23 protein-coding genes are annotated in these 24,758 nt (G+C 46.6%); 15 read left to right on the top strand and 8 right to left on the bottom strand.

The window, feature by feature from the left end; genetic code table 11:
* Position 1 precedes the first annotated feature (1 nt).
* The 3 genes from T360_RS0105950 to T360_RS0105940 are packed head-to-tail and all read right to left on the bottom strand — an operon-like array spanning position 2 to position 2,384.
* Complete coding sequence (locus T360_RS0105950) at positions 2–688, bottom strand: DUF5683 domain-containing protein (protein ID WP_036928942.1); 687 nt, start codon at positions 686–688, stop codon at positions 2–4.
* Complete coding sequence (locus T360_RS0105945) at positions 685–1,614, bottom strand: ParB/RepB/Spo0J family partition protein (protein WP_028911970.1); 930 nt, start codon at positions 1,612–1,614, stop codon at positions 685–687. The genes T360_RS0105950 and T360_RS0105945 overlap by 4 nt, the downstream gene beginning before the upstream one ends.
* A 2-nt stretch (positions 1,615–1,616) precedes the next feature.
* On the bottom strand, positions 1,617–2,384 hold the full coding sequence (locus T360_RS0105940; RefSeq protein WP_028911969.1) for a ParA family protein: 768 nt from the start codon (positions 2,382–2,384) through the stop codon (positions 1,617–1,619).
* Positions 2,385–2,505: 121 nt separating this feature from the next.
* Here T360_RS0105940 and surE point away from each other — a divergent pair, with 121 nt between their 5' ends.
* The 5 genes from surE (at position 2,506) to T360_RS0105915 (ending at position 6,954) form a co-directional block, all read left to right on the top strand.
* Complete coding sequence (surE, locus tag T360_RS0105935) at positions 2,506–3,273, top strand: 5'/3'-nucleotidase SurE (RefSeq protein WP_028911968.1); 768 nt, start codon at positions 2,506–2,508, stop codon at positions 3,271–3,273.
* Entirely contained in the window at positions 3,270–4,391 is a 1,122-nt protein-coding gene (gene lpxB / locus T360_RS0105930; RefSeq protein ID WP_028911967.1) for a lipid-A-disaccharide synthase, read from the top strand. Before surE ends, lpxB begins: the two co-directional genes overlap by 4 nt.
* Positions 4,392–4,396: 5 nt before the next feature.
* A complete protein-coding gene (locus T360_RS0105925) occupies positions 4,397–5,704 on the top strand; it encodes an NCS2 family permease (RefSeq protein WP_028911966.1) in 1,308 nt (435 codons plus the stop codon).
* Positions 5,705–5,715: 11 nt separating this feature from the next.
* A complete protein-coding gene (locus tag T360_RS0105920) occupies positions 5,716–6,423 on the top strand; it encodes a DUF5020 family protein (protein WP_028911965.1) in 708 nt (235 codons plus the stop codon).
* 126 nt (positions 6,424–6,549) lie between these two features.
* A complete protein-coding gene (locus T360_RS0105915) occupies positions 6,550–6,954 on the top strand; it encodes a hypothetical protein (protein WP_155949392.1) in 405 nt (134 codons plus the stop codon).
* Between the two features lie 71 nt (positions 6,955–7,025).
* Here T360_RS0105915 and T360_RS0105910 read toward each other — a convergent pair whose 3' ends face one another.
* The 5 genes from T360_RS0105910 to T360_RS0105890 all read right to left on the bottom strand — a co-directional run bounded on the left by T360_RS0105910 (position 7,026) and on the right by T360_RS0105890 (position 10,332).
* Entirely contained in the window at positions 7,026–7,946 is a 921-nt protein-coding gene (locus T360_RS0105910; RefSeq protein WP_028911963.1) for an ATP-binding protein, read from the bottom strand.
* A gap of 6 nt (positions 7,947–7,952) precedes the next feature.
* A complete protein-coding gene (locus T360_RS0105905; protein WP_028911962.1) occupies positions 7,953–8,261 on the bottom strand; it encodes an STAS domain-containing protein in 309 nt (102 codons plus the stop codon).
* 17 nt (positions 8,262–8,278) lie between these two features.
* Positions 8,279–8,692 carry an ATP-binding protein gene (locus T360_RS0105900; protein WP_028911961.1) on the bottom strand — a complete coding sequence of 138 codons (414 nt, stop codon included), beginning with the start codon at positions 8,690–8,692 and terminating at the stop codon, positions 8,279–8,281.
* Between the two features lie 123 nt (positions 8,693–8,815).
* Positions 8,816–9,589, bottom strand: a complete 774-nt coding sequence (locus tag T360_RS0105895) for an ABC transporter ATP-binding protein (protein WP_028911960.1) — start codon at positions 9,587–9,589, stop codon at positions 8,816–8,818.
* A complete protein-coding gene (locus T360_RS0105890; RefSeq protein ID WP_028911959.1) occupies positions 9,586–10,332 on the bottom strand; it encodes an ABC transporter permease in 747 nt (248 codons plus the stop codon). The genes T360_RS0105895 and T360_RS0105890 overlap by 4 nt, the downstream gene beginning before the upstream one ends.
* 147 nt (positions 10,333–10,479) lie before the next feature.
* Between T360_RS0105890 and lptB the strand changes: the two genes are divergently transcribed.
* The 10 genes from lptB to mutL all read left to right on the top strand — a co-directional run bounded on the left by lptB (position 10,480) and on the right by mutL (position 24,723).
* On the top strand, positions 10,480–11,268 hold the full coding sequence (lptB, locus tag T360_RS0105885; protein ID WP_036928940.1) for an LPS export ABC transporter ATP-binding protein: 789 nt from the start codon (positions 10,480–10,482) through the stop codon (positions 11,266–11,268).
* A 99-nt stretch (positions 11,269–11,367) separates the two neighbouring features.
* Positions 11,368–12,729 (top strand): trigger factor, encoded by a 1,362-nt coding sequence (gene tig, locus T360_RS0105880; protein ID WP_028911957.1) that lies wholly within the window; start codon positions 11,368–11,370, stop codon positions 12,727–12,729.
* 130 nt (positions 12,730–12,859) lie between these two features.
* Entirely contained in the window at positions 12,860–13,528 is a 669-nt protein-coding gene (gene clpP, locus T360_RS0105875; protein WP_028911956.1) for an ATP-dependent Clp endopeptidase proteolytic subunit ClpP, read from the top strand.
* Between the two features lie 8 nt (positions 13,529–13,536).
* Entirely contained in the window at positions 13,537–14,775 is a 1,239-nt protein-coding gene (gene clpX, locus T360_RS0105870; protein WP_369793494.1) for an ATP-dependent Clp protease ATP-binding subunit ClpX, read from the top strand.
* A 15-nt stretch (positions 14,776–14,790) separates the two neighbouring features.
* Positions 14,791–16,968, top strand: coding sequence for a DNA helicase RecQ (gene recQ, locus T360_RS0105865; RefSeq protein ID WP_028911954.1), 2,178 nt, complete (start codon positions 14,791–14,793; stop codon positions 16,966–16,968).
* Between the two features lie 40 nt (positions 16,969–17,008).
* The gene (guaB, locus tag T360_RS0105860) at positions 17,009–18,490 is read left to right on the top strand and encodes an IMP dehydrogenase (protein ID WP_028911953.1); all 1,482 of its coding nucleotides are present in this window, start codon (positions 17,009–17,011) and stop codon (positions 18,488–18,490) included.
* 2 nt (positions 18,491–18,492) lie between these two features.
* The gene (locus T360_RS0105855) at positions 18,493–19,929 is read left to right on the top strand and encodes a peptidylprolyl isomerase (protein ID WP_051523429.1); all 1,437 of its coding nucleotides are present in this window, start codon (positions 18,493–18,495) and stop codon (positions 19,927–19,929) included.
* The gene (locus tag T360_RS0105850; protein ID WP_028911951.1) at positions 19,926–21,305 is read left to right on the top strand and encodes a peptidylprolyl isomerase; all 1,380 of its coding nucleotides are present in this window, start codon (positions 19,926–19,928) and stop codon (positions 21,303–21,305) included. Before T360_RS0105855 ends, T360_RS0105850 begins: the two co-directional genes overlap by 4 nt.
* Positions 21,302–22,885, top strand: coding sequence for an OstA-like protein (locus tag T360_RS0105845; protein ID WP_231488105.1), 1,584 nt, complete (start codon positions 21,302–21,304; stop codon positions 22,883–22,885). The genes T360_RS0105850 and T360_RS0105845 overlap by 4 nt, the downstream gene beginning before the upstream one ends.
* Positions 22,882–24,723, top strand: a complete 1,842-nt coding sequence (mutL, locus tag T360_RS0105840; RefSeq protein WP_028911949.1) for a DNA mismatch repair endonuclease MutL — start codon at positions 22,882–22,884, stop codon at positions 24,721–24,723. The genes T360_RS0105845 and mutL overlap by 4 nt, the downstream gene beginning before the upstream one ends.
* The last annotated feature ends 35 nt before the right edge of the window (positions 24,724–24,758 follow it).

Here is a 24,758-nt window from a genome sequence, read left to right as displayed (position 1 = left end):
ATTAAAAATTGATACTACATTGTAATCCCACAGCCGATGCGTTGATCGGGTTCTTGGATGTGTGGGTGTCAAGGATGGTCGGCTCGATGCGCAGACTCAGGTCCTTAGAGATGTCGAATACCGACAGTTCGGCATCCACATAGGCATCCACTACCGAGAGGGCATAGACGCCTACCAGTACAAAGAAGCTCATGTCGCGCCAGCGGCGGTAGCGGTCTTTACGCTGTTTGAAGAGTTTCTTATAACGTTCCTCATTTCCGCTGTCGATTTTAGCGCCATTATGCAGAAACTGGTTGTAGCTCTGTGTGCCTGGATCGTTGTCCATCAGGTCGATATAGGCCTGTGAATAGTCCTTGTACATGGTGTTGTTCCAGTTCATAGCATACAGACAGCCGATGAATCCACCATATACCAGTGGCAGTTTCCAGTATTTGCGGTTATAGATCTGACCGCCGCCAGGAATGACCAGGGCCAGCCATAATGCCCGTTTAGGGTCGGGGCGCCAGGTGCTCATATCCTTGATTGGCTTTTGTGGTATTCTGGCAGAATCTACCAGTACCGAAACCTCGTTGTTGATGGCTCGTGATAACGAGTCGTGTTCGGTCACCACCTCATCTTGTGCGTGGGTGGTGGCGAAGCCGGTAAACAGCAACCAGCCCGTTATCAATAGCTTACATCTTTTTCTCATTTCTTCTTCAGTTTGTCGAAGATGTTCAGGATATTCTCCAGTTCATCCTCGTTGGTAAAGGGAATACTAATGCGCCCTTTTGATTGTGGAGTGCAGGTCATCTGTACCTTTACTTGGAACAGCTCTGACAGGCGATCCCTCAGGATGCTGTATTCCAGTGGCAGCTGGTTGGGAGCTATCGTCTTACGGGCATTCTGCAGAGAGTTTCCGTTCTTCACCATTTGCACCATTTCTTCTACCTTACGTACCGAATAGCCATTGCGGTGCACATCCTTAAACAGTTTGAGCTGTGCTGATGGGCTTTCGAGTGAAAGCAATGCACGAGCGTGGCCCATGTCGATATCGCGGTTTTTCAGTGCCATTTGTATCTGTGCGGGTAGCTTGAGCAGTCGCATGTAGTTGGTGATGGAGGCGCGGCTCTTACCCAGACGTTCTGACATGCGCTCCTGAGTCATGCCAGTAGATTCGGCCAGTCGCTGATAGGCCAGAGCTATCTCTATGGCATTCAAGTCTTCGCGCTGGATGTTCTCAACCAGTGCCATCTCCATTGTCAGCTTGTCATCCGTAGTCTTGATGTAAGCAGGCATGGTGGTCAGTCCAGCAATCTGAGATGCGCGCCAACGGCGTTCACCGGCAATGATCTGATAGTGCCCTGTAGGCATCTCGCGAACTGTGATAGGGGTGATGATGCCAATCTCGCGGATGCTAGCAGCCAGTTCGTTGAGTGCATTCTCATCAAACTCGTGTCGAGGCTGGTCGGGGTTGGGCTCGATGAGTTCTATAGCTATCTCGTTGAGGTTGGATGTACCTTTGGTGTTGATGTCATTAGTGTTAATAAGTGCATCGAGCCCCATGCCTCTGCCTGTGCCGATGTTATCAAGTCCGCGACCAAGTACATTGTGGTCGTATTTCTTTCTTACTGCCATAATTACTTTTTGTTCTTATAGATGATTTCCTGTGCCAGTGCCAGATGGTTCTTCGCACCTGTTGAGTCGGCATCATAGAGGATAACGGGTAATCCGTGGCTTGGGGCCTCACTCAGTTTGACATTGCGCTGGATAACGGTCTTGAAGACCAGCTCCTGGAAGTGGCGTTTCACTTCGTCATAAATCTGGTTGGCCAAGCGCAGACGGCTGTCGTACATCGTCAGCAGGAATCCCTCTATTTCAAGCATTGGGTTTAATTTGTTCTTAATAATCTTGATGGTGTTGAGCAGTTTGCTGATACCCTCCAAGGCAAAATACTCGCACTGTACGGGAATGATCACAGAATCGGCTGCTGTCAGTGAGTTGACGGTGATGAGTCCTAATGAAGGCGAACAGTCGATAAGGATAAAGTCGTACTCGTTGCGGATGGGTGCGAGCATGTTCTTAATGACTTTTTCGCGGTCGTTCAGGTTCAGCATCTCAATCTCGGCACCTACCAGGTCGATATGGCTGGGGATAATGTCCAGTCCATCAATGTCGGTGGTGTAGATGGCATCGCGCACATCGGCTTTGTTGATGATGCATTCGTAAAGTGAGCACTCTACATCCTTTATGTCAACGCCTAAGCCGCTCGATGCGTTGGCCTGAGGGTCGGCATCGACTACCAATACGGTCTTCTCCAACGTGGCCAGTGATGCTGCCAAGTTGATGGTTGTAGTGGTTTTGCCTACACCGCCTTTTTGGTTTGCTAAAGCAATAATCTTTCCCATTTGATTTGACTTAATCTTGATAAAAATAAGAAATTTGGGCACAAAGTTACTAAAAAAAAGAGAATTAATCGTTAAGAATTAAGAGATTTTTGTAACTTTGCAGCCAAATCGTTGATATTTTATGGAAATTAAACGACCATTGTTGCTCATTTCGAACGATGACGGCTTCCAGGCAAAAGGTATTAATTGTTTGGTTGAGATGTTGAGAGATGTAGCTGATATTATAGTCTGTGCGCCTGATGATGCTCGCAGTGGTTTTTCGTGTGCATTTTCTGCAGGCATCCCATTGCGTCTGAATCTGCAGCGGAAAGAGGAAGGTGTAGAGATATGGAGCTGTAATGGTACACCGGTGGATTGTGTGAAAATGGCGTTGGCAAATATCTGTCCGCGCCAGCCAGATATGGTGATAGGAGGTATTAACCATGGTGATAACGCTTCGGTTAATACCCATTACAGTGGTACGATGGGTGTGACCATTGAGGGCTGTCTGAAGTATATCCCCTCGTTGGCATTTTCTCTGTGCGACCAGCATGCTGATGCCGATTTTGAACCGCTGCGCCCTTATGTGAGGAAGATTACCCAGCGTGTGCTGGCCGAGGGTTTGCCCAAAGGCGTGTGCTTGAATGTGAATTTTCCTAGTTTGGCTAGTTATAATGGGATAAAAGTTTGCCGAATGGCTTTTGGAACTTGGTATAATGAGTGCACCAAATGCCATCATCCCCGAGGCTACGATTATTGGTGGATGGTGGGGCATTATCGTAATGATGAGCCCGATGCCGAAGATACCGATAGATGGGCATTGGAGCATGGCTATATTGCTATCACTCCTACGCAGATAGATGTGACGGCTTATCAAGCCATAAAACAGATAGCTGACTGGCAGTTATGAAATATTATTTGATAGTTGGCGAGGCTTCAGGTGATCTGCATGCATCTCATTTGATGCGTGCATTGAAAGATATTGACACTGAGGCTAAATTTCGTTTCTTTGGTGGTGACCTGATGACTGCCGTAGGTGGTGAACGCGTGCGGCATTATAAAGAGTTGGCCTATATGGGCTTTATTCCAGTGCTGTTGCACCTGCCTACAATTCTTCGTAACATGAAGATGTGTAAGCAGGATATTGTAGATTGGCAGCCTGACTGCTTGATATTGGTGGATTATCCAGGTTTTAATCTTCAGATTGCGAAGTATGTAAAAAGTAATACAAGCATTCCTGTTTATTATTACATTTCGCCGAAGATATGGGCTTGGAAGGAATATCGTATTAAGAATATCAAGCGCGATGTGGATGAACTGTTCTCGATCCTGCCGTTTGAGGTGGATTTCTTTGAGAAGAAACACCATTATCCTATACACTACGTAGGTAATCCCACGGCTGATGAGGTGCGTGAGTTCTTGAAGGATTCTTCGACGAAGGAGGACTCTTCTTTGAAGATTATTGCCTTGTTGGCTGGTTCTAGAAAGCAGGAAATCAAGGACAATCTGCCTGCGATGCTTGAGGCGGCTAAAAAATATGAAAATGATTACCAAATCGTGGTGGCAGGCGCTCCTGGTATAGAAGCAGCCTATTACCAGCAGTTTGTGCAAGGCTCGGAAGTAAAACTGGTGTTTGGACAAACCTATCAGTTGCTCTCTCGCGCCCATGCCGCGCTGGTGACCAGTGGTACGGCTACTCTTGAGACCTGTCTGTTTGGTGTGCCACAGGTGGTTTGCTATAAGCTGCCCATCCCTCCGGTAGCAGACTTTGTGAGAAAGCATTTCCTAAAGGTAAAATATGTTTCGTTGGTGAACCTCGTGGCAGGACGAGAGGTGGTGACCGAACTGCTCGGTCGTTCTTTCACCGTTGCCAATATCCGCTGCGAGCTTGATAAGATTCTGGCAGGTGAGGCCCGCGAACGCATGCTGTCAGGTTATCAGGATGTGAAACGTGCCTTAGGCGATGAAAAGGCACCAGATAATGCGGCTAGGTTAATGATTGATAGATTGAAAACTTACTTAAAATAAAAGTTATGAATAAACTATTGTTATTGCTTGGATTTGATGCGTCTAAGCATTCCGTCAAGATCGAGGTGCTGGCAGGTCTGACGACCTTCCTCACGATGTCGTATATCCTGGCTGTCAACCCACAGATTATGGGTGAGACGGGTATGGATAAGGGTGCGCTATTCTCTGCCACTGTACTCTCTGCCGCTGTAGCTACGCTTGTGATGGCTTTCTATGCCAAGATGCCATTTGCTTTGGCACCAGGTATGGGTATCAATGCCTTTTTTGCCTACACCTTAGTGCTCACGATGGGCTACACCTGGCAAGAGGCGCTGGCTGCGGTGTTCTTCGAAGGTGTTGTATTTATCCTTCTGACTTTTTTCCGTGTGCGTGAGGCTATTGTCAATGCTATTCCTCTGAATCTGCGTTATAGTATCAGTGTGGGTATCGGTCTTTTTATCGCCTATATCGGCATGAAGAATGGTGGTCTTATTGTGTCGAGTGCTGCCACGGTGACCACCTTGGGCGCTTGGACGAATGCATCGGTGCTGGCTTTTGCAGGTATCGTGCTTGGTGCCATCCTGATGTCGCAGAATGTGCGTGGTGCCCTGTTCTACACGATTCTGATTATTACAGCTGTTGGTGTGCCTCTTGGTGTGACGCAGTTGCCTGAGAATTTCTCTATAGTCAGTTTGCCATCGTCGATAGCTCCTATCGCGCTGCAACTTGACTTCTCGCGTTTTATCTCGCTTGACTTCAACTACTACGTTGTTGTGTTCGCCCTGTTGTTTATGGATCTGCTTGATACGTTAGGTACACTGATCGGTACTTCTACCAGCGCAGGTATGGCAGATCCTAAGACCGGACATATTCATGGTTTGAGTAAGGCCCTTATGGCCGATGCTATCGGTACTACCGCAGGTGCTTTGTGCGGTACCTCAACCGTTACCACTTACGTGGAGAGTTCGGCAGGTGTTGCCGAGGGTGGGCGCACAGGTCTTACCTCTTTCTCGGTGGCTATCCTGTTCCTTGTGGCTTTGTTCTTCTCACCTGTATTCCTGGTTATCCCATCCGCAGCAACCACTTCAGCGCTGGTGCTGGTGGGAGCACTGATGATGAAGACCATCACAAAGATTGACTTCAGTGATTTCTCGGAGGTGGCCCCTTGCTTTATCCTGATTATCACGATGCCGTTTACGGCCAGTATCTCTGATGGTATTGTACTCGGATTACTATCGTTTGTGGCCATTAAGATATGCACCTTCCGTTATAAGGAAGTGTCGCCAGTGATGTATGTCCTTGCTATATTCTTTATTCTGAAATACATTATTTAATTAAGCGTTATATGAAAAAGTTATTTTGTTTGGTATTGATGGCTGTAGCAGCCGTGAGTGTAAATGCGCAGAATGTGCAGTTGCATTATGATTTCGGTCGCAATATCTATTCGAATGAAGAAGATGGTCGACAGAAGGTGACGATGACCCTTGAGCAGTTTAAGGCCGACAAATGGGGTTCGTGGTTCTATTTCGTGGATATCGACTTCAGCCGTAAGTTTACTGAGAGTGCCTATGCCGAGATTTCGCGTGAGTTCAATATCGGCAACAAGGGTTTTGCTGCTCATGTGGAGTATAATGGTGGTTTGAATCGTAGTATGAGTTTTCAGCAGGCAGCTTTGTTGGGTGGTGCTTGGAATGGTCACAGTGCCGACTTCTCAAAGACCTATTCGGTACAGCTCATGTATAAGCGTTATTTTAAGAGTTACGACTATACCAATGCCTATCACTCTTTCCAGTTGACTGGTGTATGGGGCCTTGACTTCGCGGATAAAAAGTGCCGCTTCTCTGGCTTCATTGATTTCTGGCGTGGCGAGAAGGCCAATGGTCATGGACAGTTGGTGATTCTGACAGAGCCACAGCTTTGGTATAATGTGACCGATCACTTCAGTTTGGGTACAGAGGTTGAGGTTAGCAATAACTTCGTATTTAATACTGATCCAACAAGCGATAAGAAGTTCTTTATTAACCCCACATTGGCCGTTAAATGGAACTTCTAAGGGCACCCGGGTGACTCGATGAAATCACCCGAGTGGAAAAAAAGATGGCAAAATACTTGCAAGTTTGCCATCTTTTTTTTATTTTTGCCATAGGAAAATACTACAGAACCTAAAACAAGTTAGCCTATGACAGAACGAATGAAGTATGGTATGGCCACTATGATGGCTCTATTATTTGGTTTTAGTATAAGTGCCTGTAGCGTAGATTCTGATGGTAATGATAGCAGCGGTGATGCCGAGTTGATTGGTACATGGGATGCTGTTAGTAGTCAGTATTATACCGAAGAGGTTGGCTATAGTCGACCGGGTGCAGGAGGTGCTTATTGGGTGATAACGGCTCGTACTATCACAGAGTATAACAGGATGGATGATGCCGCTGGTCAGCCAGTTGGTTATAGCTTTGATGGTCGGCGCTTGAATATTGACGGTCGCAAGGCGTGTGAGGTGGTGACACTGACCCGACGGCAGATGCTGCTGCGGCAGCAAGTGCAAGCGGGTGTCTATCAGGAGACAACTTTTAAACGACGTTGACACCTTATTATATATAGAAAAGCCCCTCACACCAGAAGTGCGAGGGGCTTACTGTTTTGTTGTTTAATTAATTAGATTGGCAGCGAGAATACAAAGCGAGCGCCTCCACGGTAGTTGGTGTCAAGCTGGATGTCGCCACCCAGACGGCGGGCAATGCTTCGTGCTACGGTAAGACCGATACCATCTCCTTCGAAGAAATCGTTCAGTTTGGTATAGGGCTCGAAAATCTTCTCGGCATAATCAGACAACACGCCTGTTCCGGTGTCCTCAACGCAGAACTCGAGATTTGAACCTGCGATGTTGATAAGCAGGAGAATCTCGCCCTGAGCAGTGAACTTCATAGCGTTGTCGAGCAGTGCTACCAGTGCGCGTACAGCATATTTGCTGTTGGTGAACACCATTGTGGCTTGAGCTTCCTCTACCATCTGGCACTTGAATTCTGCCTTTTGGAAGAACTGTATGCCCGACTCCTGGATAGCCATAGCGGCTATGTCCTGAGCCATCACATTATCCTCGCTCTGAATGGGGTGTTCATTCTCGACTTCAATCACATTTAAAATCTGGTGGGTTGTCAGTGCGATGAGGCCTGCGTTAGGATGCGTATAATCGAGCTTCTGTCGGATACTCTCGGCATATTTCTCGATGATGCTTGTCTTCTTGAGCATGGTCTCCTCAAGCTTTTGCTTGGCGGCCATGATCTCATTAGACTGCTTCTCGATAGCATCTTTTACTTTCAGTACTTTCTGTTTCTCCTCTTCCATCTTGTCGAAAGCCATCAGGGCCTCTTCATAGCCCTGACCAACATTGTCGAAATTCTGCTCGAGAGAACGATAGTCCTTGAGCAGTTTCTCCATCTCGTTGACACGCTTCTGGTAATCTTCGAGCAGCTGCTGGCCTTCAGCCTCCTGTTCGCGACTGTGTTTAATCTTCATCTGCAGAACAATGCAGACGGCAAAGAGCGTAATGGCAAGTATGACAACCAACCAGATCATAATATATTAATTTTTCTGTTCAACCTTCATAAACTTGGTGAATCCCGTCATGGCCAAGATCTTGTAGATCTCAGGCGACACGTTGGTAATCTTGAACTGTCCCTTCAACTGGGTAACAGTGCGCATGGTCTTCTGGATAATACGCAGACCAGAGCTGGCCATATAAGTAAGCTCTGTGCAGTCCATCTCCAAGTCAACACCACCTTCTTTCAGTGCGGGCTGGATGTCCTGCTCAAACTGGTTGGCGTTCATAGTGTCGATGCGTGAACCAGTCTTGATAATCGTTTTTCCACCTTCTTTGATAATCTGTGTCATAATGCTGTGTTTTGTAATTAATCCTCTAAATCTTTTCTCATTGTAAGCAAGTTCTTACCCTCCAGTCGCTGGTAGGTAACTTCGTTCATGATGTTCTTGACGATGTAGATTCCCAGACCACCAAGATCGCGGTCGGCTGGGTCAGTTTCTGTGTCGATGTCCTCCTTCATGGTAGGATCAAACTCGCGACCCTTGTCGCTAAGAACGAAAGTGAGCTGATGGCCAACCAATTCGGCAGAAAGCTCAATGTCGGCAGTCTTTCCTTCTGGATAAGCGTAGAAGATAACGTTAGACACCATCTCCTCCATTACCAGATTCAAATTCATCAGTAGCTCCATGTCAAGCTGCAACTCTTCACCAATCTCCTCAATGAAGGCATTGACTTTCTCTAACTCGCCTACCTGATTCTTAATCTTAATTTCTTTTTTCATATAAAATTGCTAAAATTGGAAGTTATAATTCGCATTATTGGTGCAAAAGTAAGTAAAAAAACTGAATCGTACAAACTTTTAAGAAAATTTTATTTAATAATAAGGTATTTTATATGCGCGCGATTAGAGTGACAGTCCGTTGTCGATGACAATTCGTCGCATGTTTTTGAGCAAATCGCTGGCAAAGATGAAGTCAGTAAGGCGCGCATTGTTTGCGCTCATAACCTGACTGCTGACACCCTGCCACTCCTTGTGACCTTCGTAAATAAAAATAATATTTTCTCCAATTCCCATCACAGAGTTCATGTCGTGGGTATTGATGATTGTAGTCATATTATACTCCTGAGTGATGGAGTGCAACAACTCGTCGATGACAAGCGATGTTTTTGGGTCGAGGCCGGAGTTGGGCTCGTCGCAGAATAGGTATTTGGGGTTGAGGGCGATGGCGCGCGCAATAGCTACGCGTTTCTGCATACCGCCAGATATCTCGCCAGGGAATTTCTCGTCGGCACCCTTCAGGTTTACACGGTCCAGGCACTCTTGGGCGCGATGGATGCGTTCGCGAAGTGTCATTGAAGAGAACATGTCGAGTGGAAACATGACGTTCTCTAGTACTGTCATTGAGTCGAAGAGAGCTGCGCTCTGGAATATCATACCCATCTCGCGGCGCATCATCACTTTCTCCTGTTTGCTCAAGCTCACGAAGTTGCGACCGTCGTAAAGGATCTCACCGCTGGTAGGTTCGATGAGACCGACAAGATTTTTCATTAGAACCGTCTTGCCGGAGCCACTCTGTCCGATGATGAGATTTGTTTTCCCATCTTCAAAGACAGTGTTGATATCTATCAGGACCTCTTTGTCCTCAAAACTCTTATATAATTGTTTAACTTCGATCATGACAGTAACTGTGTTAGGAATACATCTGAAAAAAGAATAAGCACACTTGATGTGACAACGGCGTCGGTAGATGCCTTTCCTACGTTTACGCTACCACCCTCGACGGTATAGCCGCAGAAGGCAGGAACACTGGAGATGATGAAAGCAAAAAACTGACTTTTGATGATGCTCATCCATACGAACCAGGGTATGAAAGCGTGTTGCAGACCTTGTGTGAGATCATCTGGGGCGATGATATGTCCGATGTAGGCCGTTCCGTATGCACCGATGATACCTGTGGCCGATGAAAAGATGACCAGGAACGGCATGATGGTGAGAAGGCCGATGATTTTGGGCAGAATGAGATAGCAGGCAGAGTTGATACCCATGATCTCGAGTGCATCAATCTGTTGGGTGACGCGCATGGTGCCCAGTTCGGAGGCAATGTTTGAGCCTACCTTTCCTGCTAAGATCAGACACATGATAGAACTCGAGAACTCCAGAAGTAGGATTTCTCGGGTGGTGTAGCCTGCAACCCATCGTGGCATCCATGGACTCTGGATGTTGAGTTTCATCTGAATACAGATGACGGCTCCGATGAAGAATGAGATGATGAGTACGATACCGATAGAGTTGATACCCAACTGTGTCATCTCGGTGACATACTGTTTCAGAAACATTCTCATGCGCTCGGGGCGTGAGAATACACGGCCCATCAGCATCAAATATCGACCGAAGGTGGTCAGCCATTTATATAATAACATCGCCAGCTAACTATTTTTATTTGGGTGCAAAGATACTAAAAATAAGGCACGAATTGCGTGAATTAACACGAATTATTTCTATTTGAGATTATTTTTTGTGAAATTCGCGTAATTCGTGCCAAAAAATAATTAACTTTGCAGCCGATTATGGAAGAAGAACGTATTGTATTACGAACTGAAGGCCTCGTGAAGCGCTATGGTAAGCGTACGGTGGTTAACGATGTGAGCTTCGATGTGAAGCAGGGAGAGATTGTGGGACTATTAGGACCTAACGGTGCTGGTAAGACCACCTCGTTCTATATGACAACAGGACTGATTGTTCCTAATGGCGGTCATATCTATCTGGGCGACGAAGATGTAACGAAATTCCCTGTTTACAAGCGTGCTCGTGCCGGTATCGGCTATCTGGCTCAGGAAGCCAGTGTGTTCCGTAAGATGACGGTAGAGGATAATATCCTCTCAGTGCTCGAGATGACTGGTAAGCCGCGCGACTACCAGTTGAATAAGTTGGAAGAGCTGATTCGTGAGTTTCGTCTGGAGAAAGTCCGTAAGAACCTTGGTGACCGTCTGTCGGGCGGTGAGCGTCGTCGTACAGAGATTGCCCGTTGTCTGGCTATTGAACCCAAGTTTATTATGCTTGACGAACCTTTCGCAGGTGTCGATCCTATCGCTGTAGAAGATATTCAGCAGATTGTTTATAAGTTGAAATACCTGAACATTGGCATCCTAATTACAGACCATAATGTGGATGAGACATTGGCCATTACAGACCGTGCTTATTTGCTGTTTGAAGGCAGAATCCTCTTCCAGGGCACGCCTGAGGAGTTGGCTACTAATCAGATAGTTCGTGAAAAATACCTCACAGAATCGTTTGAGTTGAGAAAGAAAAACTTCCAACAAATTGAGGAAGAACGACAAGCTAAAATAGTGGGCTAGCAAAAGTTAAAAAATGGAAAAACTGCAAATATTACGCTGATTATTTGTACTTTTGCACCCCAATATTTGAATATATATTATAAATAAGTACATAAAAAGATGAAAATTTCGTTTGAGTGCGCCGACAAGATCAATGGTCTGCTTACTATGACCGTTGAGAAGGCAGATTATCAGGATGCAGTAGAGAAGCAGCTGAAAAATTATCGTAAGAAAGCACAGGTTCCCGGATTCCGTCCAGGTATGGTTCCCATGGGAATGATTAAGAAGCAGTATGGCACAGCAGTGAAGGTTGACGAGGTTAACAAGCTGCTGGGTGAGAAGTTGTATGAGTATGTTCGTGAGAACAAGATCCAGATGCTGGGTGAGCCCCTTCCAAATCAGGAGAAGCAGGTTCCTCAGGACTTTGAGAATGCAGATGATCTGACATTTGTGTTCGACATTGCTGTCGCTCCCGAGTTCAAGGCTGAGCTGACTGGTAGAGATAAGGTTGATTATTACACCATCAAGGTTGACGATAAGATGCTTGACGAGCAGGTACAGATGTATGCTTCTCAGGCTGGTGAGTTCGTAAAGGCTGAGGTGTTCAGCGGTAACGATACTCTGACAGGTGACATGCGTGAGCTCGATGAGAATGGTAACACCAAGGAAGGTGGTATCACTACCGAGGGCGCTATGGTAATGCCTGCATATATCAAGGCCGACGATCAGAAGAAGCTCTTCGATGGTGCTAAGGCTGGAGATATCATCACCTTCAATCCTAAGAAGGCTTATCCCGATAACGATGCAGAGGTTGCTGCCCTGCTGAAGGTTAAGAAGGAAGACGTGAAGGATCTGAATGCTGACTTCAGCTATCAGATTACTGAGATTCGTCACTTCCAGCCTGCAGAGGTTGATCAGAAGCTCTTTGACCGTGTGTTCGGCGAGGGTGAGGTGAAGGACGAGAAGGCCTTCCGTGAGAAGATTGCTGAGAGCATCGCTCCACAGTTGCAGCAGAACAGCGACTATAAGTTCCTGCTCGATGTACGCAAGCACATGGAGAAGAAGGTTGGTAAGCTGGAGTTCCCAGAGGCTCTGCTGAAGCGTGTGATGCTGCAGAACAACCAGGATAAGGGTGCCGACTTCGTTGAGAAGAACTTCGAGGGCAGCATCAAGGAGCTGGCTTGGCACCTGATCAAGGAGCAGTTGGTTGCTGCTCAGAACATCAAGGTTGAGGAGGCTGACATTAAGAACGTAGCCAAGGAGGCTATGCGTGCTCAGTTTGCTCAGTATGGTATGAGCAACGTTCCCGAGGATGTTCTGGAGAACTATGCTAACGAGCAGTTGAAGAAGCGTGAGAATATCGACAACTTCGTAGATCGTGCTGTTGATGTTAAGCTTACTGAAGCCCTCAAAAATGTGGTTAAGCTGAATACAAAAGAGGTCACATTTGAGGAGTTTAATAAGCTTATGACAGAAAAATAAGCTTTTTTAGGAAAAAATAACCCCTAAAATAGAAGGGTTATCGACTTTTTGTATTATCTTTGTGTCCCAAACGCAAGATGAGGAAGGTCGATAACCTTTTCTCTATATTTAAAAGAAAGGATTTGATAGTATGAATAATGAATTCAGAAAGTACGCTGTACAGCATTTAGGGATGAACGGTCTGGTCGTTGATGACGTGATGAAGGCTCAGAATCAGTATTTGAATCCCTATATCTTGGAGGAGCGCCAGTTGAATGTAACTCAGATGGACGTTTTCTCTCGTTTGATGATGGATCGTATCATTTTCCTTGGTACACAGATAGACGATTATACCGCCAACACACTGCAGGCACAGCTGCTGTTCCTGGACTCAACAGATCCTGGTAAGGACATCTCTATCTATATCAATTCGCCTGGTGGTAGTGTAACCGCTGGTCTGGGAATCTATGATACCATGCAGTTTATCACCAGCGATGTGGCTACCATCTGCACTGGTATGGCTGCATCTATGGGCGCAGTGCTGCTTGTGGCTGGTGCTGAAGGAAAGCGTTCGGCTCTGCCTCATAGTCGTGTCATGATCCATCAGCCATTAGGTGGTGTACAGGGTCAGGCTTCGGATATTGAGATTGAAGCTAAGGAGATCCTGAAATTCAAGAAGGAGTTATATACCATTATCTCGGAACATTCGCATACACCATATGATAAGGTTTATGCTGATTCAGATCGTAACTACTGGATGACGGCTGAGGAAGCTAAGGCTTACGGTATGATTGACGAGGTACTCATTAGAAAGAAGTGATGAGTGGCATGAAGAATGTTTGTAGTTTTTGTGGAAGAAGTGATCAAGAGGTAACACTGCTGATTAGTGGTTTGAATGGTCATATCTGTAATGAGTGTGCTGTTCAGGCTTATCAGATCGTGCAGGATAATCTGAAAGAAAATGCCAAGGCAACTGCGAAGGATAAGAAGGGCGCAGCATCTGATGCACCATTGAAGGTGCCTAAGCCTAAAGAGATAAAAGCTTATCTGGATCAGTATGTTATTGGTCAGGACGATGCCAAGCGCTATTTGGCAGTGGCTGTCTATAACCATTACAAGCGTCTGCAGCAACCCACAGATGATGATGTAGAGATCGAGAAGAGTAATATCATCATGGTAGGTAGCACCGGCACAGGAAAAACCCTGTTGGCACGTACTATCGCCAAGTTGCTTGATGTGCCTTTCACCATTGTGGATGCCACCGTGTTTACTGAGGCAGGTTATGTAGGTGAGGATGTGGAGAGCATCTTGTCACGTCTGTTGCAGGTGGCCGATTATAATGTGGAGGCTGCTCAGCGTGGTATCGTGTTCATCGATGAGATTGATAAGATCGCCCGAAAGAGTGACAACCCATCTATCACGCGCGATGTTAGTGGTGAAGGTGTTCAGCAAGGATTGTTGAAATTATTAGAAGGCACGATGGTGAATGTTCCTCCCAAGGGTGGACGTAAGCATCCCGATCAGGATTATATCCATGTTGACACCCGTAATATCCTATTCATTTGTGGTGGTGCTTTCGATGGCATTGAGCGTAAGATCGCGCAGCGTATGAATACCCACGTGGTAGGTTATAACTCGGTAACCAACGTCAGAAAGATTGATAAGAACGACCTGATGAAATACATCGTTCCTCAGGATTTGAAGTCGTTTGGCTTGATTCCTGAGATTATTGGACGTCTGCCAGTGCTTACGCATCTCAATCCACTGGATCGTGAGGCGTTGGAGAAAATACTGATTGAGCCCAAGAACTCTATCATCCGTCAGTATAAGAAACTGTTTGAAATGGATGGCGTTGAGCTGACTTTTGATAAGGAGGCACTTGAAACACTGGTTGACAAAGCCGTGGAGTATAAGTTGGGCGCCCGTGGTTTGCGTTCAATTGTAGAGAATGTCATGATGGATGCGATGTATGACATGCCATCGAAAAGAACGAAGAAATTTAATGTGACCGCCGACTATGTGACGAAACAGTTGGATAAGTCGCATTTCCCTAGTGTAGAAGCCTAAACTAACTAATATTTTATGAGCGAAAAGATGAATCTTACAGCAGCCCTGAAGAAATACTTTGGATTTGATACATTCAAAGGTGATCAGGAACGTATTATACAAAACCTGATGGATGGTAACGATACCTTCGTGCTGATGCCTACCGGTGGTGGCAAGTCGTTGTGTTACCAGTTGCCCTCGCTACTCATGGAGGGTACGGCCATCGTGATATCGCCGCTGATTGCGCTGATGAAGAACCAGGTGGATGTGATTTCCAGTATGAGTGAAACAGAGGGTACTGCCCACTACCTGAACTCATCGTTGAATAAGGCTGCTATAGACCAGGTGAAGAGTGATGTGCTGGCAGGAAGAACTAAGTTGCTGTATGTGGCACCAGAATCGCTTACAAAGGAAGAGAATGTGGAGTTCCTCCGTTCTGTTAAGATATCATTCTATGCCATCGACGAGGCTCACTGTATATCTGAGTGGGGACATGACTTCCGTCCTGAGTATCGTAAGATACGTCCTATCGTTAATGAAATAGGTAAGGCTCCTATCATTGCACTGACAGCTACTGCTACCGACAAGGTACGTACAGACATCAAGAAAAATCTTGGGATAGTAGATGCAGCTGAGTTCAAAAGCTCGTTCAACCGTCCTAACCTGTACTACGAGGTACGTCCAAAGACTGTCAATGTAGATAAGGATATCATCAAGTTTATCAAGCAGCATTCTGGTAAGAGCGGTATCATCTATTGCCTGTCGAGAAAGAAGGTGGAAGAGTTGGCTGCTATCTTGCGTGCTAATGACATCAAGGCTGCAGCCTATCATGCCGGATTAGACAGTAACACCCGTTCTAATACCCAGGATGAGTTCTTGATGGAGAATATAGATGTGATTGTGGCCACCATTGCCTTTGGTATGGGTATTGACAAACCCGATGTGCGTTTTGTTATCCACTATGACATCCCTAAGTCGTTGGAAGGTTACTATCAAGAGACAGGTCGCGCTGGTCGTGACGGTGGCGAAGGTATCTGTCTGGCCTTCTATTCATATAAGGACTTGCAGAAACTTGATAAGTTTATGGAAGGCAAACCTGTTGCCGAGCAGGATATCGGTCGACAGTTGTTGACAGAGACTGCAGCTTATGCCGAGACCAGCGTATGTCGCCGAAAGATGCTGTTGCACTATTTCGGTGAGACCTACGAGAAGGATAACTGTGGAAACTGCGATAACTGTCTGCATCCAAAGACCAAGATTGAAGCCAAAGACCAGTTGGTGACTGTGCTGAAGTCTATACAGGTTATAAAAGAGAACTTCCGTTCGGACTATGTGATTGATTTTATTACTGGTAAGCCTACTGAAGAGATTCTGGCTCATCACCACGAGGAGCAGGAACTTTTTGGGGCTGGTGCCGATGACGATGAGAAGATATGGAACCCAGTAATCCGTCAGGCGTTGTTAGCCGGCTATCTGCGCAAAGAGGTAGAGAACTACGGACTGCTGAAGTTGACTGCTGCAGGAAAGAAATTCCTGAAAGCCCCCCATACCTTTATGATTGTGAAAGATGTAGAGTTTGATGACTACGATGCCGGTGAGCATGATGGTAACATCGGTTCGCTCGACCCTGTGCTCACAGCCATGCTGCACGACTTGCGTAAGAAGGTGTCAAAGCAGCTTGGTCGTCCACCTTACGTCATTTTCCAGGATGTGTCTATCGACCAGATGGCTACCGACTATCCTATCACCCTCGAGGAGCTGAAGAATATCCAGGGTGTAGGCGAAGGAAAAGTAAAGCAACCCTATGCTAAGCAGTTTGTTGACCTCATTGCCAAGTACTGTGAAGAGAACGAGATTGAGCGCCAGGTTGACATGCGTGTGCGCACAGTGGCTAAGAAGTCGATGCTGAAGGTGAAGATTATCCAGAGTATCGACCGTCAGATAGCCCTCGATGATATTGCTGAAGCTCAGGGTATTGAGTTTGAGGAACTGCTCGATGAGGTTGAGGCTATTGTTTACAGTGGCACCAAACTGGATATCGACTATTTCCTTGAAGAGGTAATGGATGAAGATCATATTGACGATATCTATGATTACTTTTCCGAAAGTGAGACCGATAAGTTGAGTGAGGCAGAGAAAGAGCTCGGCGAAGACTACTCGGAGGATGAGATCCGCCTGGTACGTATTAAGTTCATTTCGGAAATGGCTAACTAGAGAGATTGAATATTTGAAGAATTAATAGATAAGAAAGATTATGGCATCATTTATTGAAGACAAGATTGTGATGGACGGCTTGACATTTGACGACGTCCTGTTGATTCCCGCTTATTCCGAGGTGCTGCCAAAAACGGTGGAGCTGAAAACCCGTTTTTCTAAGCACATTGAGCTGAATGTTCCTTTTGTAACAGCAGCTATGGATACGGTGACTGAGAGTCAGATGGCCATTGCCATCGCCCGTGAGGGAGGTATCGGAGTAATTCACAAGAACATGTCGATAGACAACCAGGCACGCGAGGTGGCGATTGTAAAGCGTGCTGAGAATGGTATGATCTACGACCCCATCACAATTCCATTGGGAAGCACTGTGGCTCAGGCTCTCGCCATCATGTCGGAGTACCATATCGGTGGTATCCCCGTGGTTGATGACGACCGTCGCCTGGTGGGTATTGTCACTAATCGCGACCTGCGCTTTGAGCGTCGCTTAGACCGTCCCGTTGAGGAAATCATGTCGAAGGAGAATCTGGTAACTACCCATCAGCAGACCGATCTGACAGCTGCTGCACAGATCCTGCAGGAGAACAAGATTGAGAAGCTGCCTGTTGTGGATAAGGATAACCATCTGATTGGATTGATTACCTATAAGGATATCACCAAGGCTAAGGATAAGCCCATGGCATGTAAGGACGAGAAGGGACGTCTGCGTGTTGCTGCCGGTGTAGGTGTAACAGTTGATACCCTCGACCGTATGCAGGCTTTGGTAAATGCAGGTGTTGATGCCATTGTAATTGATACAGCCCACGGTCACTCTAAGAGTGTTATCGAGAAACTGCGCGAGGCCAAGGCTTCGTTCCCCAATATCGATATCGTGGTTGGAAATATTGCTACAGGAGCAGCAGCAAAGATGCTGGTTGAGAATGGTGCCGACGCAGTAAAGGTTGGTATCGGTCCTGGTAGTATCTGTACCACTCGTGTGGTTGCTGGTGTTGGTGTACCCCAGTTGAGTGCTGTCTATGATGTGTTCAGCGCTCTGAAAGGAACAGGCGTGCCCCTCATCGCTGATGGTGGTCTGCGCTACTCAGGTGATATCGTGAAGGCCTTGGCTGCTGGTGGAAGCTGTGTGATGATCGGCTCACTTGTAGCTGGTACAGAGGAGAGTCCTGGCGACACCATTATCTATAACGGTCGTAAGTTCAAGAGTTACCGTGGTATGGGTTCGCTCGAGGCCATGGAGCACGGTTCTAAGGATCGTTATTTCCAGGCTGATACCAAGGATGTGAAGAAGCTCGTGCCAGAGGGAATCGCTGGTCGTGTACCTTATAAGGGAACTGTTCAGGAGGTGATCTACCAGATGGTAGGTGGTTTGCGTTCTGGTATGGGATACTGTGGTGCTCAGACTATCGAGAAACTCCACGATGCCAAGTTCACTCGTATCACTAATGCCGGTGTGAACGAGTCTCACCCACATGATATCACTATCACCAGTGAGGCTCCTAACTACAGTCGTCCAAACGATTAATGATGAGAAAGCTCACCATAGCCCTTTCCTTGTTTGCTGCGATTTTTTCGCAGCAAACATTGGCACAGGCAGCCGACCCTGTTGTGATGATTATCAACGGGGTGGCTGTACCTCGTTCTGAGTTCGAATATTCGTACAATAAGAATAATGGTGAGGGCGTTATCGACAAGTTGTCGGTGGATGAGTATCTCACCTTATTTATAAATTATAAGCTGAAGGTGGCTGCTGCGCTCGATGCGAGACTTGACACGCTATCGTCGTTCCAGCAGGAATATAAGATGTATCGCGACCAGCAGGTGCGTCCGACGATGGTTACAGATGCTGAGGTATTGGCAGAGGCACGTAGGATGTATGAGCGCACCAAAACGATGATCGGTCAGAAAGGTTTGGTGCGTCCAGCACATATTTTGTTGAGATTGTCAACACAAGCCACCAGACAGCAACAGGAGAAAATACATCAGCGTATAGACTCTGTGTATCGTGCCTTGAAGGCTGGTGCCGACTTCGCCGAGTTAGCCAAGCAAGTGTCTGACGATAAAGGTTCGGCTATCAGAGGTGGCGAGTTGCCATGGATAGCGCCTGGTCAGGCCATGAAAGAGTTTGAAGATGTGGCCTATTCGCTGGCACCCGGTCAGTTGAGTGAACCATTTCTGAGTCCATTAGGCTATCACATCATCTTGATGAAGGAACGTAAACCGCTGGAGTCTTTCGATGCGTTGCGGCAAACCCTAGTATCCCAGTTGGAGCGTAGTGGTATCCGCCATGAGATAGCTGAGATGAAGTTACATGGCAAGGTAGAAGCCTCGGCAGGTAAGATGAATGCTGCACAGGTGATGCAGCAGCAAGCCGACTCAGTAGCAGCTGTGAATAGCTCGCTGAAGTATCTGTTCAAAGAATACCACGATGGACTGTTGCTCTATGAAATCAGCAGTCGTGAGGTATGGAATAAGGCCCAGAATGACGAGATTGCACAGAAGGCCTGGTTCGATACCCATAAGAAGAATTATACATGGAAGGAACCTCGTTATAGAGGTATGGCCTATCATGTAAAAGACAAAAAAGACCTGAAGGCAGTAAAAAAATGTGTGAAGAAGCTGCCCTTTGAAGAATGGACAGAGGCTCTGCGCACCACCTTCAATTCAGACTCTGTGATCCGTGTGAAAGCAGAGATGGGACTGTTTAAGCTTGGGGATAATGAGACCGTGGATAGACTGGTTTTTAAGACTGGTAATTCTACTTCGGTTAAGGAAGCTAGTTATCCTTTCGAGGCGGTGCTTGGAAAAAAACTGAAGCGTCCGGACAGTTATCTGGATGTGCGCCAACAGGTGATAGAAGATCTGCAGGACTATCTGGAGTCGGAATGGGTGGAATCATTGCGAAACCGTTATCAGGTAGAGGTGAATCAAGAAGTATTAAAATCAGTAAATAAGCATCTATGAGTAGTATAAAGAAAGTTATGACACTGGCCCTTCTGGCTTTGCCTTTGATAGCAACTGCCCAGAAGAAGGATTCTATTGGTACCATCGTTGATGAGGTGGTATGGGTGGTTGGTGATGAAGCCATCCTGCGTTCGGATGTTGAAGCGCTGCGCATGCAGTCGGCCATGGAAGGTGTGAAATGGAGTGGTAATCCCGACTGCACCATACCAGAGCAGATTGCCGTTCAGAAATTGTTCAAGCATCAAGCGCAAATAGACAGTATCGAAGTTACCGATGCCGACGTGGCACAGGAGGTAGAGCAGCAGATTGCCTACTGGCTCGAGATGGTAGATGGTTCGCGTGAGCGCCTGGAGGAATACAAACATCAGAATCTGACCCAGATTCGTGCTGATCTGCGCGAGGAGATGAAAGATCGTCAGATGGTGCAGAAGATGAAGCAGAGTCTTGTTGAGGATATTTCTGTAACACCTGCCGAGGTGCGTCGTTATTTCAGTGCTCTTCCGCAGGATAGTCTGCCTTTTGTACCTACAGAAGTAGAGGTGCAGATTGTGCAGTTGACTCCAAAAATCGAGCAGGAAGAGTTGAACCGTGTAAAAGAAGAGTTGCGTAACTATACAGAGCGCGTGAATAAAGGTGAGACACGTTTCCAGACTCTGGCCCAGTTGTACTCAGAAGACCCCGGTTCGGCCCGTCGTGGTGGTGAGCTCGGTCTGATGGGTCGTGGAACGCTTGATCCTGCCTTTGCGGCTGTGGCATTCAATCTGACTGACCCCAAAAAGGTGTCGAAGATTGTAGAGTCGGAGTTTGGTTTCCATATTATTCAGTTGATCGAGAAGCGTGGCGACAAGGTTAACGTGCGCCATATCCTGCGTAAGCCTGTTGTATCTCAGGATGCGGTGGATCGTGCTATCGGTCGTCTGGACTCTATTGCGGCTGATATCCGTGCCGAGAAGTTCAGCTTTGAGGATGCTGCCTCACTCATCTCTGATGATAAGGACACCCGTAATGCCAAAGGCTTGTTGAGTACCGACCAGATGCGTACTGGTAAGACATCGTCGAAGTTCCGTATGCAAGACCTGCCAGCAGAGATAGCCAAGGCTGTTGACACACTGAAGGTAGGTGAGATCTCGCATGCCTTCCAGATGATTAACCAGCGTGGTAAGACCGTATGCGTGATTGCAAAGTTGAAGAGTCGTACTGATGGTCACAGAGCTTCTGTAACAGAGGATTTCCAGATCATGAAAGATGTGGTGCTTAACAAGCGTCGCGAAGAGCGTATCCATCAGTGGGTAGTAGATAAAATTAAGAGTACCTATACCCGTTTGAACGACGATTATAAGGATTGTACATTTGAATACGAAGGTTGGATTAAGTGAGAAAATCGTTTGTCATTGCATTATCGCTGACTCTCTTAGTGGGTCTGATGTCTGCTTTTGCACAGAAAAAGCAGCAACGTCGTCGTCCTGTGGCTGCTCGTAAAGCACAGGTGAAGGATTCGCGTGTGTATCTGGTGCATGCCGATGTGCTGCACTACGACCAGGCGAAGAATGCCGATGCCTCTATCCTGAATGGTAAGGTTCACTTTACTCATCAGGGAGCCCGCCTCTATTGCGACAGTGCTTATTTCTATGAGGGCAGCAATTCGTTTGAGGCTTTTGGACACGTGAAGATGTATCAAGGTGATACCCTCTCACTGTTTAGCGACTATGCCTTTTACGATGGTAACGAGCAAATGGCCCGTGCCCGTTATAATGTAGTGCTCAAGCATAAGAAGACCACACTCTATACCGATAGTCTTGATTTCGACCGTCTTTATGATAATGCTTATTTCTTTGAGGGCGGAAAGATGGTTGATGGTAAGACTACCTTGACCTCAGACTGGGGTGAATATAATACGAAAAGTAAAATGTCGGTATTCAACTATGATGTGAAGATGAAGAGTCCAAAGTTCTTCCTTACTACCGACACCCTTTATTACGACACGCGCCTCTCTATGGCGCATATCGTGGGCCCTTCGAACATTACCTCGGGCGATAGTCATATCTATTCAGAACAAGGTTACTACGATACAAAGAACGACCGTGCGCGCCTGATGAACCGATCTGTGCTCTCAAATCAGGGTAAGATGCTGGTGGGCGACAGCGTGTACTATGATTCAAAAGAAGGTTTCAGTCAGGCCTTCAGAAATGTGGTGTATGTTGATTCTGTCAACAAGAATAAGCTCACAGGCAATTACGGCGAGTATTATGAGCACACAGGATTTGCGCTGTGTACTGACAGTGCAGTGGCTATCGATTATTCGCAAGGCGACTCGCTCTATATGCATGCCGACACCTTTAAGGTTGTGACATATAATATAGAGACCGACTCAGTGTATCGTAAAATCTTTGCTTTCCATCATGTACGTGCTTATCGCACCGATGTGCAGGCTGTTTGCGACTCACTTATCTATAACTCGCTCGACTCATGCATGACGCTCTATCACGATCCTATTGTGTGGAACAATAACCAACAGTTGGTGGGTGATCGTATCGAGGTGTTTATGAAAGACTCACTTATCGATCATGCCCATGTCATCAACAATTGTTTCTCTATTCAGCAGTTGCGCAGTGACTCCACCTTGTTTAATCAGGTTTCGTCGAAAGAGATGTTTGCCTATTTCCTGGATGGTGCTATCCGTGAGACTCAGGCTAAGGGCAATGTGCTCATAGGCTATTATTTTGAGGAAGGCGACAGTGTGGCCATCATCTATAATTATCAGGAAACAGCCGAATTGCGCATGTTCCTGAAAGATCGCAAACTGCAGAAAGTGTGGACTCCTAAAAGTAGCGGTACGATGTATCCGCTCAACCAGATACCCCTTGAAAGGAAACATCTGCCAGGTTTTGCCTGGTACGATTATGTGCGCCCACGCGATCGCTACGATATTTTTATTTGGCGTTCTAAAAAACAATGAGTGACTTAATACATCTTCTTCCAGATAGTGTTGCCAACCAGATAGCAGCTGGTGAGGTGATACAGCGTCCGGCTTCTGTCATCAAGGAGCTGGTAGAGAATTCTGTTGATGCTGGTGCTGCTACCATTCACGTTATTGTGGTGGATGCAGGTCGTACATCCATTCAAGTTATCGATGATGGTAAAGGCATGAGCGAGACAGATGCTCGTTTGTCGTTTGAGCGTCATGCCACCTCAAAGATTCTCCAGGCAGATGATCTGTTTGCCTTGAATACGATGGGTTTCCGTGGTGAGGCATTGGCTTCGATAGCTGCTGTAGCACAGGTAGAGTTGCAGACGCGTCGTCAAGAAGATGAGATTGGTACCAAAATATCTATTGCTGGTTCGAAGGTAGTTGGACAGGAACCCGTGTCATGTCCGGTAGGTAGTAACTTTAAGGTTGACAACTTGTTTTTCAACGTGCCTGCCCGTCGTAAGTTCCTGAAGACCAATGCTACTGAGCTGAATAACATCCTGACTGCTTTTGAACGTATTGTGCTTGTCTATCCTGCCATCCACTTTACACTGCATCATAACGGCGTAGAGATGCTCAATCTGCGTGCCGGGTCAGTACGTCAGCGTATTGCCGATGTGTTTGGTAAGCAGTATAACCAGGATCTGGTGCCTGTCGAGGTTCACACAGCCATGTGTACTGTAACGGGATTTGTGGGTAAGCCAGAGGCTGCCCGTAAGAAGAGTGGTTGCGACTATTTCTTTGTCAATGGTAGATTTATGAAGCATCCTTATTTTCATAAGGCTGTGATGAAAGCCTATGACCGTTTGGTGCCAGAAGGTATGGCTATACCTTATTTCTTGTATCTGGAAGTGGCGCCTGGCGAGATTGATGTGAATATCCATCCTACCAAGACAGAGATAAAGTTTGAGAATGAACAGGCCATCTGGCAGATTCTGTCTGCCGCTGTGCGTGATGGTATCGGCAAGTATTGTGAGGTGCCATCGATAGATTTTGATACCCAAGGGCAGCCTGATATTCCTGTATTCAATCAAGACATGCTACAGGAGAGCAGCTACACTGCGCCAAAGGTTAACTATAACCCCGATTACAATCCCTTCAAGCAGAGTAGTGGTGGGCATAGTAGTAATACGCCCAACCAGTGGGAGAGTCTGTATGAGGGTTTGAAACAAGATTCTTTTCCCCAAGATTCTTTCCCCCAGCAGCCTTCACTGTTCGACGATGATAACATTGTAGAGCCTCAGACGGCTAGTGAGATTCTGTCGGAGAAATCGCCTGCCCACTATCAGTATAAAGGAAAATATCTCATGACGGCCGTTAAGTCGGGCTTGATGATTATCGACCAGCATCGTGCCAGTGTGCGTGTGCTCTACGACCGTTATCTGAAGGAGCATGATGGTCATGTTATCAGTACTCAGAAACTGTTGTTCCCAGAAACCATTACGCTCTCCCCATCAGAGGCTGTGAACATGCAGCAACTGTTGCCAGAACTGATGGCTTATGGTTTCGATCTCAGCGATCTGGGTGGTAATACTTATGCCGTGAATGGTATCCCGGCAGGTTTGGAAGGGGTTAATCCACAAAACTTGTTGCACGATATGATTTCATCTGCCAATGCAGCCGACACGTTGGTATCCATTCAGTCCTCATTGGCTTTAAGGTTGGCCCAGCGTGCAGCCATTCCCTATGGACAGTTGCTCACTAATGACGAGATAGAGAGTATTATCAACGATCTTTTCTCGTGCTCGAATGTCAACTACACACCTGATGGAAAAGCCATACTTTGTATCCTTCCACAGGGCGATATTGAGCGTTTGTTAGGCTGAAGTGTGAATAAGAGTTAAATTTTGATAGTTTTTTG

Origin of the sequence: Prevotella sp. MA2016 (genome assembly GCF_000619825.1) — a bacterium.
Classification (GTDB): Bacteria; Bacteroidota; Bacteroidia; order Bacteroidales; family Bacteroidaceae; genus Prevotella.
Note: the sequence above shows the minus strand (reverse complement) of the source record. Positions and strands in the feature narration are given on the sequence as shown.

Excerpts from the sequence above, each read along its gene's own strand:
- T360_RS0105925 (WP_028911966.1), top strand. The coding sequence starts at position 4,397 with ATGAATAAACTATTGTTATTGCTTGGATTTGATGCGTCTAAGCATTCC.
- mutL (WP_028911949.1), top strand. The coding sequence starts at position 22,882 with ATGAGTGACTTAATACATCTTCTTCCAGATAGTGTTGCCAACCAGATA.
- T360_RS0105855 (WP_051523429.1), top strand. The coding sequence starts at position 18,493 with ATGAGAAAGCTCACCATAGCCCTTTCCTTGTTTGCTGCGATTTTTTCG.
- surE (WP_028911968.1), top strand. The coding sequence starts at position 2,506 with ATGGAAATTAAACGACCATTGTTGCTCATTTCGAACGATGACGGCTTC.
- lptB (WP_036928940.1), top strand. The coding sequence starts at position 10,480 with ATGGAAGAAGAACGTATTGTATTACGAACTGAAGGCCTCGTGAAGCGC.
- T360_RS0105895 (WP_028911960.1), bottom strand. The coding sequence starts at position 9,589 with ATGATCGAAGTTAAACAATTATATAAGAGTTTTGAGGACAAAGAGGTC.
- T360_RS0105950 (WP_036928942.1), bottom strand. The coding sequence starts at position 688 with ATGAGAAAAAGATGTAAGCTATTGATAACGGGCTGGTTGCTGTTTACC.
- clpP (WP_028911956.1), top strand. The coding sequence starts at position 12,860 with ATGAATAATGAATTCAGAAAGTACGCTGTACAGCATTTAGGGATGAAC.
- lpxB (WP_028911967.1), top strand. The coding sequence starts at position 3,270 with ATGAAATATTATTTGATAGTTGGCGAGGCTTCAGGTGATCTGCATGCA.
- guaB (WP_028911953.1), top strand. The coding sequence starts at position 17,009 with ATGGCATCATTTATTGAAGACAAGATTGTGATGGACGGCTTGACATTT.
- T360_RS0105915 (WP_155949392.1), top strand. The coding sequence starts at position 6,550 with ATGACAGAACGAATGAAGTATGGTATGGCCACTATGATGGCTCTATTA.
- T360_RS0105910 (WP_028911963.1), bottom strand. The coding sequence starts at position 7,946 with ATGATCTGGTTGGTTGTCATACTTGCCATTACGCTCTTTGCCGTCTGC.
- T360_RS0105905 (WP_028911962.1), bottom strand. The coding sequence starts at position 8,261 with ATGACACAGATTATCAAAGAAGGTGGAAAAACGATTATCAAGACTGGT.
- T360_RS0105890 (WP_028911959.1), bottom strand. The coding sequence starts at position 10,332 with ATGTTATTATATAAATGGCTGACCACCTTCGGTCGATATTTGATGCTG.
- T360_RS0105850 (WP_028911951.1), top strand. The coding sequence starts at position 19,926 with ATGAGTAGTATAAAGAAAGTTATGACACTGGCCCTTCTGGCTTTGCCT.
- recQ (WP_028911954.1), top strand. The coding sequence starts at position 14,791 with ATGAGCGAAAAGATGAATCTTACAGCAGCCCTGAAGAAATACTTTGGA.
- T360_RS0105940 (WP_028911969.1), bottom strand. The coding sequence starts at position 2,384 with ATGGGAAAGATTATTGCTTTAGCAAACCAAAAAGGCGGTGTAGGCAAA.
- T360_RS0105920 (WP_028911965.1), top strand. The coding sequence starts at position 5,716 with ATGAAAAAGTTATTTTGTTTGGTATTGATGGCTGTAGCAGCCGTGAGT.
- tig (WP_028911957.1), top strand. The coding sequence starts at position 11,368 with ATGAAAATTTCGTTTGAGTGCGCCGACAAGATCAATGGTCTGCTTACT.
- T360_RS0105945 (WP_028911970.1), bottom strand. The coding sequence starts at position 1,614 with ATGGCAGTAAGAAAGAAATACGACCACAATGTACTTGGTCGCGGACTT.
- clpX (WP_369793494.1), top strand. The coding sequence starts at position 13,537 with ATGAAGAATGTTTGTAGTTTTTGTGGAAGAAGTGATCAAGAGGTAACA.
- T360_RS0105900 (WP_028911961.1), bottom strand. The coding sequence starts at position 8,692 with ATGAAAAAAGAAATTAAGATTAAGAATCAGGTAGGCGAGTTAGAGAAA.